The sequence below is a fragment of the Bacillus sonorensis NBRC 101234 = KCTC 13918 genome (genome assembly GCF_001592005.1).
GTDB lineage: Bacteria > Bacillota > Bacilli > Bacillales > Bacillaceae > Bacillus > Bacillus sonorensis.
Map to the genome: position 1 here is coordinate 421193 of NZ_BCVZ01000001.1, position 13174 is coordinate 434366.

Here is a 13174-nt window from a genome sequence, read left to right on the forward strand (position 1 = left end):
GGCTTCTATAATGCTTGTTAGTGAGGTGATCGAATCATGATAAAGAAAAGGAAAATTGATATATTCCTAGTTCTCATTCTCTTATTATCCGCAGCGCTCAACCTGTACGGCATCTGGAACAGCGATACAGACAACGCCTACTACACAGCAGCCGTTACGAGTATGACGCAAAGCTTTCACAACTTCTTTTACGCTTCTTTTGATCCGGGAGGTTTTGTAACCGTCGATAAACCGCCGGTCGCACTATGGGTACAGACGCTTTTCGCGCTTGTGTTCGGCGTGCACGGCTGGAGCGTCGTGCTTCCCGAAGGAATTGCGGAAGTCATTTCCGTAGCACTGCTCTACTTCATTGTAAAACCTACTTTTGGAAAAACGGCAGCAAGAATTTCCGCACTCGTTATGGCGTGTACACCGATTGCCGTCGCTGTCAGCCACACAAACAACGTCGACAGCATTCTCGTCCTTTGTTTGATGATTGCAACATGGATGCTGTTTAAAGCCGTCCGCACAGGAAAAATATCGTGGCTGCTCGCATCCTTCTTCATGGTCGGCGTCGGCTTTAACGTCAAGATGCTGCAAGCATACATGGTGTTACCTGCATTTATGCTGTTTTATCTGATTGCAGCAAAGACGACGATTCGCAAAAAAATTGTGTCTCTGATTACATCGGTCATCGTTCTTGCGGCGGTTTCCGTATCATGGGCAGTCGTCGTTGACAGCCAGCCGGAAAGCTCGCGGCCTTATATCGGAAGCAGCCAGACGAACTCTGTCCTGGAGCTCGCCTTCGGCTACAACGGAGTCCAGCGTCTGACGGGACAGTCCGGAGCAGGCGGGGGCAAAGCGGCTTCCGATCAAACACAAAAGAAATCGAACCAAGAGCAGCAAAGCAGCACGGCTAGCAGCAGTTCATCTTCCTCAAACGGACAGATGACTCCGCCAAGCGGCGGCGAGATGCCTTCAAGCGGACCGGGCGGCCAGCAAGGCGATGTTCAAAGCGGCGGCGGTCCCGGAGGCGGCCGAAACGGTGCAGGCTCATTCGGCACAGGCACACCGGGGCCGCTGAGATTGTTCCAATCTGAGCTTTCAGGTCAGGCAAGCTGGCTGATTCCGTTTGTACTGTTCGGGATTATCGCCTTACTGATCACAGGCCTTCGCGGTCAAAGAAAATTCAATGACACAACGTATGAAACGATTTTCTGGACGATGTGGCTATTGCCGGTCGCTGCATTCTTCAGTGTCGCCGGATTCTTCCACCATTACTATCTGATCATGCTGGCAGCACCGATTGCCGCATTGTCGGGTACGGGCTGGACGGCGCTCGTTCGCCTTTATCAAGAGGAAAGCGGCTGGAAAAAATGGCTGCTGCCAATCGGCATTTTGCTGGCAACAGCATTTGAATTATATATTCTGATTCCTTATATCAGCGACATCGGAATCACTTGGATCATCCTGGTCGGAGCTTTCGGAATCATTACAAGCTGTCTTCTCTTCTTTGTCAAAAAAGGAAAGCCATTCAGCTACTATGTATCGCTTGCCGCACTTCTCGGCATGCTGATCGGTCCATTCTGCTGGACAACGGCAACCCTCGCTGACGGGGTAAACGGCATGATTCCGCAGGCAGGACCTCAATCAGCGCAATCATTTGGCGGGGGCGGCGGCAAGATGAACAATGGCAGCCGACCTCCCGGATTTGGCAGCCCAACAGTCCAAGACGGCCAAACAGGCAATCAGCCAAACAGCGGGAATAATAGGTCGACTGACTCCAGCTCTGATCAAAACAGCCAAAACCAGAACGGAGGCAGCTCAAGTAAGACTGATCAAGGCAGACCAAACGGCAGCCGGGGCGGCCCTGGAAGCGGCGAATCAGTCGACAAAGACCTCTTATCTTACCTTGAGAAGCACAATACTGGGGAAAAGTATTTGTTCGCGGTCTCTAACGCGAATTCCGCTTCCTCTTACATAATCAAAACAGGAAAAGCGGTTATGGCGATGGGCGGATTCTCCGGAAGCGATCCGATCCTGACCGTGGACAAACTCAAAAAGCTCGTCAAAAACGGAGAGGTTAAATACTTCATGATTGGCAATGGCAGAGGCCAAGACAACTCAGACATCACCAACTGGATTAAAAAACACGGCACAGAGATTAAGAAAAGCGAGTACAGCAGCTCTTCTTCAGGTGACAGTTCACAATCGGGGGGACCTGGCGGAAATCAAACCCTTTATAAAGTGGAGCTAGATTGATGAAAGGAAAGGTGATCAATATGAACAAACCAGTCACATTTTCAATTGTAGTCCCCGTCTACAATGAGGCGGAAGTACTCGACAACACCTATGAGAGACTGAAAAGCGTCATGGATTCAACAGGTGAAACGTATGAGCTGATATTTGTAAATGACGGCTCCAGCGACGACAGCATTCATATGCTAAAGTCGCTGGCTCAGTCTGATCCAACTGTAAAGTGCATTAATTTCTCAAGAAACTTCGGCCATCAGATCGCGATTACGGCCGGTACGGACTATGCGGCCGGCAAGGCAATCGTGGTGATTGACGCCGATCTCCAGGACCCTCCTGAACTGATTTTGGACATGGCGGAAAAATGGCGGGAAGGCTATGACGTTGTCTATGCGGTTCGGACGAAGCGTGAAGGAGAAACATTTTTCAAAAAGCAGACAGCCTCCATGTTCTACCGGATACTGAGGCGGCTCACAGATGTCGATATCCCGGTAGATACGGGAGATTTCCGGCTCATGGACCGCAAAGTCGTCCATGAACTGAACAAGCTGAAAGAAAAAAATCCATTTGTGCGCGGGCTCGTCAGCTGGCTCGGATTCAAACAGACGGCCGTGTACTATGAACGCCACGAACGGCTCGCCGGCGAAACGAAGTACCCGCTGAAAAAGATGCTTAAGCTTTCGCTGGACGGGATTACATCGTTCTCCTTCCAGCCGTTAAAACTGGCAAGCTACTCCGGAATTGTGCTTTCAGCGATCGGTTTTATATACGCCTTTATCGTCGTCTGTATGAAGCTGTTCACGACCAGCACCATCACGGGATGGTCATCGATGATTATTCTGCAATGCATGTTCAGCGGATTCATCCTGATCATTCTTGGGGCGGTGGGCGAGTATATCGGACGCATTTACGACGAAGTAAAAGACAGGCCGCTCTATATCATAGACGGAAAATACGGATTTGAAGAACAAAGACAAGCGGCTGCCCCGCAGCGGCACATCATGTAACAAACAGGAGATACAAAAGGAGAGATTCCGATGAGCATACTGGTTGTCGGTGGAGCCGGCTATATCGGCTCCCACGCCGTTTACACATTAATTGAGAAAAAGGAAAAAGTCGTCGTTGTCGATTCTCTGGCGACAGGGGATGCGGAAGCCGTCCACCCAAAAGCCGTGTTTTATCAGGGAGACATCAGAGACCGGCATTTTCTCAAACAAGTATTGGCAAACGAGGCCATCGAAACCGTCATGCATTTTGCGGCTGCTCCGATTTCTTCACAGCCGGAAAGCGTTTTTGCTTCCTTTAATGAAAACATCACAGGTATGGAAACGCTTCTCGGCGTCATGAAGGAATTCGGCGTCAGCCAGATCGTATTTGCATCAAGTGCATCGGTCTACGGTCAGGCTAAAGACATCCCGATTACGGAAGAAACCGAGCCCCGTCCTGTCGACCCCCATGGAAAAGCAAAATGGATGATGGAGAACATGCTGATGGAAGCAGAAAAAGCTTACGGACTGAAATATGTGATTCTTCGCTCCTTCAATGTGGGAGGCATACTTCTTGCAGAGGCCGGTGAAGACCGTGACAGCGAACAGCATTTCATCTCACATGTTCTTCGCGCCGCTTTTGGACAAAAACCTTTTGTATCTTTATCATGCAGTGATCATGCGGCGGCAGAAGGGACGTACATCCGCGACTATGTCCATGTTCAGGATTTGGCGGAAGCCCATGCGCTTGCTGTCAGCCATTTGCGAAAAGGGAAAGAAAGCCGAACATACAATATCGGCTATGGCGAGGGCTATTCTGCCGAACAAGTCATACAGGCCGCACAATATGTCACAGGCATCAGCCTGATCAACACACGCTACACAGAAAGAAGCGGCACAGCCCCTGACACGTTGATCGCTTCTTCTGTCAGAGCCAGGAAAGAGCTGGGCTGGAAGCCAAAACACAACAGCCTGATTGCCATCATCCGCGACGCCTGGAACTGGAATTCCGACAACCTCTATGGGTATGGGTCTTATAAAGAGAAGCAGGGATAAAAGCCGCCGACAGCAGGCGGCTTTTTTGTTCAATTGAAATAATTTATTATTTTGAAAATATAAATTCAGGTTGATTTTTATAGGTTGTCAGGATAAAATACAGTCAAAATAAAAAATAGCATTCTTGTATATAATCAGTAATAGGGTCTGATTGTTTCTACCTAGTAACCGTAAATCACTAGACTACAAGAAAGTTTGAATAGATTGGAACATCGAAAATAGCATAGATATATCTATTTTGCGGCTGCTCTTATTTTTCATGCTTTCTGTTTTCTCAGAATCTATGAAAAATAAGAGCTTTTTTATTTTCAAAAAACATTCCGGGAGTTGGGATCATGTATTTTTTAATTAATATTTTAGGCATTTTCATCGTCATGTCCGTGGTTTTTTTATGTTCCCCGCAAAAGAAGCAAGTAAAGTGGAGACCAATTCTTTCTCTCTTTGTGCTTGAACTATTGGTAACATGGTTTATGCTTGGGACGAAGATTGGCGGCTCGGTCATTAACGTCATTGCCTCATTCTTCTCTTGGCTGATAGACTGCGCGAAAGACGGCATCGCGTTTGCTTTTCCGTCCGTGATGAGCAATCCGACGGTCGACTTTTTCTTCAGCGCCTTGCTGCCGATCATTTTTGTCGTTACATTCTTTGACATTCTGTCTTATTTCGGCATCCTTACGTGGCTGATCGATAAGATCGGCTGGGTCATTTCAAAAGTATCCCGGCTGCCTAAATTGGAAAGTTTCTTTTCGATTCAAATGATGTTTTTGGGCAACACGGAAGCGCTGGCCGTCATTCGTCAGCAATTGTCCGTGCTAAAAACAAACCGGCTATTGACGTTCGGCATCATGAGCATGAGCAGCATCAGCGGATCGATCATCGGCTCTTATTTGGCAATGGTTCCGGCCACATATGTGTTTACGGCCATTCCTTTAAACTGTTTAAACGCATTGATCCTGGCGAGCATTTTAAACCCGGTCGAAGTGAAGAAAGACGAGGACATCATTTACGTGCCGCCGAAGGAAGAAAAGAAGGATTTCTTCTCTACGATTTCCAACAGCATGATGGTCGGCATGAATATGGTGATTGTCATTTTGGCCATGGTCATTGGCTATGTCGCGTTAACTTCATGCTTAAACGGCATTTTAGGACTGATCATGCATGGGTTGACGATTCAAAAAATCTTTTCTTACATCTTCAGCCCGTTCGCGTTCTTACTCGGTTTATCAGGGCATGACACGATGTATGTCGCACAGCTGATGGGCATGAAGCTTGCCACAAATGAATTTGTGGCGATGATGGATTTAAAAACGCAGCTGCACGCGCTTTCGCCGCATACAGCAGCAGTCGCAACGACATTTTTAGTTTCCTTTGCGAATTTCAGCACCGTCGGCATGATCTACGGAACATATAACTCTTTATTTAAAGAAGAAGAAAAATCGGCGGTTATCGGCAAAAACGTCTGGAAGCTGCTGGTCAGCGGAATTGCCGTCTCACTGTTGAGCGCGGCGATTGTCGGATTGTTTGTGTGGTAATATGTGTGATAAAAAGAGCAGGCTTTTGCGCCTGCTCTTTTTTATACGGTCCTCTCCCATTGACGATGCTCACCGATCGCTTCAATCAGCTCTTTGCTGAATGCGTCGATCGCTTTGCCGCTCGCGGCCGTTATGACGCCCGGCTCTGAGACCGAATGTGCTCCTGCCGCGGACATCAGCAGGTCAATCCCTTCACTTAGGGCTCCGATCGCTTTATAATGGCTGAAAGCTTCATTGATGAAGTCTAAAGCCGCTTTTTGTTTCTTCAGCCGTTCGATGCTTTCTTTTCCACCCGGAATATACACAGCATCATACAGGACAGAATCTGCGGTCTGCAATGTATGGGCCGCTTCGATTTCTTTGCCGTTATCACCTTTGATCATCCCTAAAGCGGTGCTGATGATGTCCGGAATGACCCCGGCTTTTCGGAAAGCTTTGATGACTTGGCTGACTTCTGCATCATCAAACCCCGTGTCTGCCAAAATCGCAACCGTTCTTGTCAACGGCGTCTTGATCGTGTTCTCCTGGCTTAATGCCGGGGATTTGAGCGTTACTTTTGCACCTTCGTCTTTTTCAGGGGGTTTTACCCCCACACCTACGGCAATTTGTTTGGCCAGTTTGTGATCAACTCTGTTGAACATCTCGACGACCTGCCGGCGGACATCTTTGCTTTTTACCTTTCCGACTTCAAATCGAAATGCTGATATAATATGTTCTTTTTCGACCGGCGACATGCTGTTCCAAAAGAGCTTCGCCTGAGAGTAGTGATCCTTAAAGCTGTCGCTGCGCTGGCGAATTTTCCGGCCTTCGACTTTCTCCTGATAATGTACATATCCGCCTTCCTCCTCTGAAGCAGGGGCGGGATCGTTTTGCTGCAGCGAATTTTTATGATATGCGACAGGACCCGTATTGATCGTCATGCGGTGATAGCCGTCATACTGGTTGTTGTGAAACGGACAGACCGGCCTGTTGATCGGAATTTCATGAAAGTTCGGGCCTCCTAATCGGATCAGCTGCGTATCAGTGTATGAAAAAAGCCGGCCTTGAAGAAGCGGATCGTTCGTAAAATCGATGCCGGGGACGACATGGCCCGGGTGAAACGCCGCCTGTTCAGTTTCCGCAAAGACGTTATCTTGGTTGCGATTTAACGTCATCTTGCCGATGATATGGACGGGAATCATTTCCTCCGGCCATAATTTCGTCGGATCGAGAATATCGAAATCAAATTTAAATTCATCCTCTTCATCAATCATCTGCACACCAAGTTCAAATTCGGCTTCGTCTCCTCTTTCAATCGCTTCCCATAGATCACGGCGGTGAAAATCCGGATCCTTGCCGGCTATTTTCTGGGCTTCGTCCCAGACGAGCGAATGAACGCCAAGCACCGGCTTCCAATGAAACTTTACAAAATGGGCTTTTCCTTGCTCATTTACAAGCCTGAAAGTATGAACGCCAAAGCCCTCCATCATCCGATAGCTGCGCGGAATCGCTCTGTCCGACATCGCCCACATGATCATATGAGCGGTCTCTTCGTTATTGGCGACAAAATCCCAAAACGTATCATGGGCGGTAGACGCCTGGGGCATCTCATTGTGAGGCTCCGGTTTAAAAGCATGCACCAAATCAGGAAACTTGATCGCATCCTGAATGAAAAAAACGGGGATGTTATTTCCGACGAGGTCATAGTTCCCTTCCTCTGTATAAAATTTTGTGGCAAAACCTCTGACATCCCGAACGGTGTCACCTGATCCCCTGGAACCTGCAACCGTAGAAAAGCGAACGAAAACCGGCGTTTTAACAGAAGGGTCCTGAAGAAATTTCGCTTTTGTATACTTAGTCATCGGCTCGTAAACCTGAAAATAGCCATGTACGCCGAACCCTCTCGCATGGACGACGCGCTCCGGAATTCGTTCATGGTCAAAATGGGTCATTTTTTCCCTAAAGTGAAAGTCCTCCATCAGTGTGGGGCCGCGTTCACCCGCTTTTAATGAATGCTCATCCTCAGACACGCGCACACCTTGATTCGTCGTCATTTTTTTGCCGCGGTTGTCGGTACGGAATTGTTCAAGCTGCTCATCCTTGCTGTGTTCATTGACCTTGCGGCGTTCATCTTTACTCATGGACAGCTCCCTCCCGTTTTTATAGAGTGCTGTTTTATGATATACCCTGTTGTGAAGTTTCCTAAACTGGGGTGCAGCTACAACAATTGACAGATGTTTATATTTGTGTAGAATTATAACTAATTGTTCGAACAATTCAGAAAAATGATTCTTCTTTTTTGAAAACGCTTTCCTGAATTTTAAAAAAACTCAGCGGCGCGGGAACGACCGCCGGCCTTAGCAGGAAGATAGGCGGTCAACAGGTTCAACAGCCTGCATAAGCTGATTAGAGGGCACTGCATGTAGATTGGGAGCTTTATCAATGAAAAAACAGTTCTTCCTAGAACAAGTTTTTTTCATAACATCTGCCGGTTTCCAATCAGCCCCGGCATTCGGGGCTTTTTAGGAAAAACGACCAAAAGAAAGCGCTTACTTTATTACAATGTCATGTGGAGGGGAACTGTTTATGCTGTCTATTTTAGGATTTATTATGATTATTGTTTTTATGTACTTGATTATGTCCAACCGCGTATCCGCTCTGACCGCCTTGATCCTTGTCCCGATTGTTTTTGCGCTGATCGGCGGATTCGGCAAAGATCTCGGGGACATGATGCTGAAGGGGATAACGGATATTGCCCCGACAGGAATCATGCTGTTGTTCGCCATTCTTTATTTTGGCGTGATGATAGACGCCGGCTTGTTTGATCCGTTTATTAAACAAATATTGAAATTCGTCAAAGGAGATCCGTTAAAAATTGTCGTCGGGACGGCGATTCTGACGATGACGATTTCATTGGACGGCGATGGCACAACGACTTACATGATTACGATTGCGGCCATGCTCCCGCTCTACAAACGGCTCGGAATGAACCCGCTCATTTTGGCCGGGGTCGCAATGCTCGGCTCAGGCGTGATGAACATTATTCCATGGGGCGGTCCGACCGCGCGCGTGCTGACTTCCCTTAAGCTTGACACATCGGAAGTGTTTACACCTTTGATTCCAGCTATGGTGCTAGGATTTTTGTGGGTCGTCTTCGTCGCTTATTTTCTCGGCAAAAGGGAACGCAAAAGACTCGGCGTTCTGGACATTCAATATCAATCCTCTGTCAAAACAACATCGGAAACTTCGGCAGCCTCAGAAGCTCCGTCATTTAAACGTCCGGCACTGCTATGGTTCAACCTTTCGCTGACCGTGCTTTTGATGGTTGCTTTAATCACCAATCTCCTGCCGCTGCCGATTTTGTTTATGACTGCGTTTGCCATCGCTTTAATGGTCAACTACCCTAAGCTTAAAGAGCAGCAGGACCGCGTTTCCGCTCACGCCGGCAATGCGTTGGCCGTTGTTTCCATGGTGTTTGCGGCAGGGATTTTTACGGGAATCCTGACAGGAACCAAAATGGTTGACGCCATGGCCAATTCCCTTGTTTCACTCATACCCGATTCAATGGGGCCTCATTTGCCGGTCATTACGGCGATTACCAGCATGCCGTTTACCTTCTTCATGTCAAATGACGCCTATTACTTTGGCGTTCTACCGATTATCGCCGAGGCGGCGTCTAATTACGGCATCGATGCGGCTGAAATCGGCAGGGCTTCACTTTTAGGGCAGCCCGTTCATTTGCTTAGTCCGCTTGTTCCGTCAACCTACCTTCTTGTCGGAATGGTGGGCGTCACTTTGGGCGACCATCAAAAATTCACGCTGAAATGGGCGATCGGCACGACCATCGTGATGACTGCTGCCGCGGTACTGATCGGCATCATCTCACTTTAACAATAACAGCACCCCTTTTATAAGAAGGGGTGCTTTAGAGTCTTAATCCAGGTTTTCGCCGTTTGAAGCAATCAGTTGCTTATACCAGTAGAAGCTTTTTTTGCGGATTCTGCGCAAATCTTTCAAATCAAATTCATCCCGGTTCACATATATAAATCCGTAGCGCTTTGAACATCCTTGGTGTGTCGAGATTAAATCGATCGCCGACCATGGCGAATAGCCGAAAACATCGACGCCGTCCGTCAACGCCAATTGAATTTGCTCAATATGCTGTTTTAAATAGTCGATCCGGTAATCATCATTGATGACATCTCCGTCTTCAAGCTGATCAAACGCTCCGAGGCCGTTTTCGGTGACGATCAGCGGCAGCTGGTAGCGGTCGTAGATTTCTCTCAATGTGGAGCGGAAGCCCACAGGATCAATCTCCCAGCCGAAATCATTTTTCTGCAGATGAGGGTTGCTGCTTCCCCTGTATACGCCTTCCTCACCCGTCTGCAAATGCTGATCCCCGCCGCGGGCGGCCGTATCGTGTCCATCATTTTTGCTTGCTTCAGCCGTTTGCGATGTATAGTAATTGAACGCGATAAAGTCGGGCTTGGCCGAGCGCAACATCTCCATGTCTCCATCGGCGATGACCGGTGTACAGCCTTTTTCTTTCATATATGCCCATGCGGTCGTATTATAGCGTCCGTAGACGGCCATATCTAAATAAAGCCAGTTGCGGATCGCATTGTAGTTGAAAGCTGCTACAACATCCTCCGGTTTGGATGAAGCGGGATAAATCAAAGCGATATTGGGCGCCGGCCCGATTTTGGCTTGCGGCAGCAGCTGATGGCACAGATTGATCGCCTTCGCCTGGGCGACCAGCATGTGGTGGTTTTGCTGGTACAGCTCTTTTTTCGGATTTTCCAGATTCGGGTCAAGCGTTCCCAGCGCAGCGCCATGAAGGATCATCATGTTTTGTTCATTGATGGTCAACCAGTATTTCACGCGGTCTCCGTAGTTTTCAAACAGGATTTTCGCATATGTTTCAAAGGCGTCAATCGTTGCCCTGTTTGACCAGCCGCCTTTTTTCTGCAAGGCGTGCGGCAGGTCGAAATGGTACATCGTCACAATCGGTTCAATATGATTGGCGAGGAGCTCATCGATCAGATCGCTGTAAAATTGAATCCCCTTCAGATTGATGTCACCGTCGCCATCCGGAATGATCCGTGTCCAGGCGATTGAAAAACGGTAAGCTTTAAACCCCATTTCCGCAAACAGTGCGATGTCCTCTTTATAGCGATGATAATGATCGCTGGCAACTTTAAAATCAGTCGTTCCTTCAGGATAGCTTTCGCGGGCATCAATAACAGACGGTCCTTTCCCATCTTCATTCCAGGCGCCTTCTACCTGATACGCGGAAGTCGATGCCCCCCATAAAAATCCTTCAGGAAATTTGGCCGGCGTGTTATATTTCATGATCTATTCCTCCCTATTTTGATGATCGTAATGTGATGATGCAGTCCTCCGGATTGACCTGTTTTTGATCGGTCAGAATCACATCGCTGTACAGGTCTGAATTCGTCACGACGATAGGCGTTTTCACGTCAAATCCTTCTGTTTTCAAAGCTTCTATATCAAATTCTGCGAGAATATCACCCCGTTTCACGGTTTGCCCTTGCACCACTTTTCGATCAAAATGCTTCCCTTCCAATTTTACGGTGTCCACCCCGATATGAATGAGGATGTCGGCTTGATGTTCAGTTGTAATGCCATACGCATGCCCCGTCGGAAATGCCGTTGAGACAACGCCGTCCGCCGGAGCTGTGACAACGCCTTTTGTCGGCAGGACCGCGATGCCTTTGCCGAGCGCTTCAGATGAAAAGACTTTATCAGATACCTCAGACAATGGAAGCACATCTCCTTGCAACGGGCTGTATATCTGCTCTCCGGAGCTTATCTCCGTCTGCATCTGTTTCTCATCGACCGGATCATCGAAGCCGATGATGTACGTAAGCACAATCGATAATACGAAAGAGACGGAAATTCCGATGATAAACCCGAGAAAACCCGGCCCGTAAAAAATCGGAATGGTCAGCAGGCCCGGTGCGCCCGAGGCGATCGCGATGCTGTGGGAATAGCCGATAATGGCTCCGCCCGCCGCCGCGCTGATGACACCGCATACAAACGGCTTTTTGAGCCTGAGGGTCACTCCGTAAACAGCCGGTTCTGTGATCCCGAATATTCCCGTCACCGCGGCCGATCCCGCCAAGGCCTTCAGCTTCTTGTTTTTCGTCTTCAGCATCACGCCAAAGGCGGCCCCTGTTTGGGCAAAAACGGCAGCCGCCGTCGCCGGTTTAATATAATCTTTTCCATGGACGGCAATATTGTTGAGAATGACCGGGACAATACCCCAATGAATCCCGAAGATGACAAGGATTTGCCACAACGCCGCAATGACCGCCCCCGCCACAATCGGACTGACATCAAAAATCGACAGGATCGCCGCCGCGATGCCGTTTCCGGTATAAACCCCGAGCGGTCCGAAGACGATCAGTGTTAACGGGACCATCACCACTAACCCGATTAAAGGGGTGATAAAGTTTTTGACACTCTCATGAATGAAGCGCATACAAAATGTTTCGAGATAGCTCAGTACGAATACGGCAAGAATGATTGGTATGACGGTTGACGTATAATTCATCAAGACAACAGGGATGCCGAAAAATGACGTGTCTGCGCCGCTGTTTTTCAATTCAATGATCGTCGGGTAAATCAGCGCCCCTGCGATCGTAAGGGCCACAAAGATGTTCGCTCCGAATTTCTTCGCGGCTGTGACGGCTAATAATAAAGGCAGAAAGTAAAATAAACTATCGGCCGCCGCGTATAAAATCGTATATGTCGTCTCTTTGGCATTGAGCCAGCCGGTGTTTGTGCATATCAAAAGCAATCCTTTTAAAATCCCCGCTCCCGCCATGACGCCGAGCAGCGGCGTGAAGATGCTCGATACAATATCGACCAGTCTCCCGGCCAGATTCCCCTTTTCTTGCCGGCTCCCGCCGGGCGCCGAGTCTTCCCGGCCATTGGTTATGCGGACTATCTCTTTATAGACTTCGGGGACGTGGTTGCCGATCACCACTTGGAACTGCCCTCCGCTCTCGACAACCGTCACCACCCCGTCGATCTCTTCAAGCGCTTCCTTGTCCGCCTTTGTGCGGTCCTTCAGCTGAAAGCGCAGCCTTGTTGCACAATGGACGAAAGAAACGATATTGTTTTCCCCTCCGATATGAGTCAAAATGTTGTTGGCTAATGACTGAAAATCCATCCGTGTTCATCCCCCATCCCATTGGAACCTATGTATCTATAGAAAAATAAAAAACCCAAATCACTATGAAAAGAGACTTGCTCCGTTCCATAGCAATTTAGGTTTTGCCTGCATCATCAGTAACAATCCTAAAATAAATGGTGGTGTTGTTTATATTCAAATTAGCATACATTCAACCAATTGTCAACGCT

General features: G+C 48.3%; 8 protein-coding genes and 1 riboswitch. Of the genes, 5 read left to right on the top strand and 3 right to left on the bottom strand.

From position 1 onward, the window contains the following. Positions 1-36: 36 nt before the first annotated feature. The 4 genes from BTR1S_RS02045 to BTR1S_RS02060 all read left to right on the top strand — a co-directional run bounded on the left by BTR1S_RS02045 (position 37) and on the right by BTR1S_RS02060 (position 5806). Positions 37-2241 (top strand): glycosyltransferase family 39 protein, encoded by a 2205-nt coding sequence (locus tag BTR1S_RS02045; protein WP_029419731.1) that lies wholly within the window; start codon positions 37-39, stop codon positions 2239-2241. Beyond that, positions 2241-3239, top strand: a complete 999-nt coding sequence (locus tag BTR1S_RS02050) for a glycosyltransferase family 2 protein (protein WP_006639658.1) — start codon at positions 2241-2243, stop codon at positions 3237-3239. Before BTR1S_RS02045 ends, BTR1S_RS02050 begins: the two co-directional genes overlap by 1 nt. A gap of 30 nt (positions 3240-3269) precedes the next feature. Continuing rightward, positions 3270-4274 (top strand): UDP-glucose 4-epimerase GalE, encoded by a 1005-nt coding sequence (galE, locus tag BTR1S_RS02055; RefSeq protein WP_029419733.1) that lies wholly within the window; start codon positions 3270-3272, stop codon positions 4272-4274. Positions 4275-4378: 104 nt separating this feature from the next. Continuing rightward, positions 4379-4480: riboswitch (purine riboswitch) on the top strand. Positions 4481-4609: 129 nt separating this feature from the next. Next, positions 4610-5806, top strand: coding sequence for a nucleoside transporter C-terminal domain-containing protein (locus BTR1S_RS02060; protein WP_006639660.1), 1197 nt, complete (start codon positions 4610-4612; stop codon positions 5804-5806). A 41-nt stretch (positions 5807-5847) separates the two neighbouring features. Here BTR1S_RS02060 and BTR1S_RS02065 read toward each other — a convergent pair whose 3' ends face one another. Beyond that, positions 5848-7926 carry a catalase gene (locus tag BTR1S_RS02065; RefSeq protein WP_029419734.1) on the bottom strand — a complete coding sequence of 693 codons (2079 nt, stop codon included), beginning with the start codon at positions 7924-7926 and terminating at the stop codon, positions 5848-5850. Between the two features lie 445 nt (positions 7927-8371). Between BTR1S_RS02065 and citH the strand changes: the two genes are divergently transcribed. Then, positions 8372-9676 (top strand): citrate transporter CitH, encoded by a 1305-nt coding sequence (gene citH / locus BTR1S_RS02070; RefSeq protein ID WP_006639662.1) that lies wholly within the window; start codon positions 8372-8374, stop codon positions 9674-9676. A 42-nt stretch (positions 9677-9718) separates the two neighbouring features. Here the strand turns inward: citH and BTR1S_RS02075 are convergent, their stop codons facing one another. Together BTR1S_RS02075 and BTR1S_RS02080 are read right to left on the bottom strand one after the other, a co-directional pair. Then, positions 9719-11137, bottom strand: coding sequence for a glycoside hydrolase family 1 protein (locus BTR1S_RS02075; RefSeq protein ID WP_006639663.1), 1419 nt, complete (start codon positions 11135-11137; stop codon positions 9719-9721). A 13-nt stretch (positions 11138-11150) separates the two neighbouring features. Next, positions 11151-12983, bottom strand: coding sequence for a beta-glucoside-specific PTS transporter subunit IIABC (locus tag BTR1S_RS02080; protein ID WP_034326764.1), 1833 nt, complete (start codon positions 12981-12983; stop codon positions 11151-11153). Positions 12984-13174 lie beyond the last annotated feature (191 nt).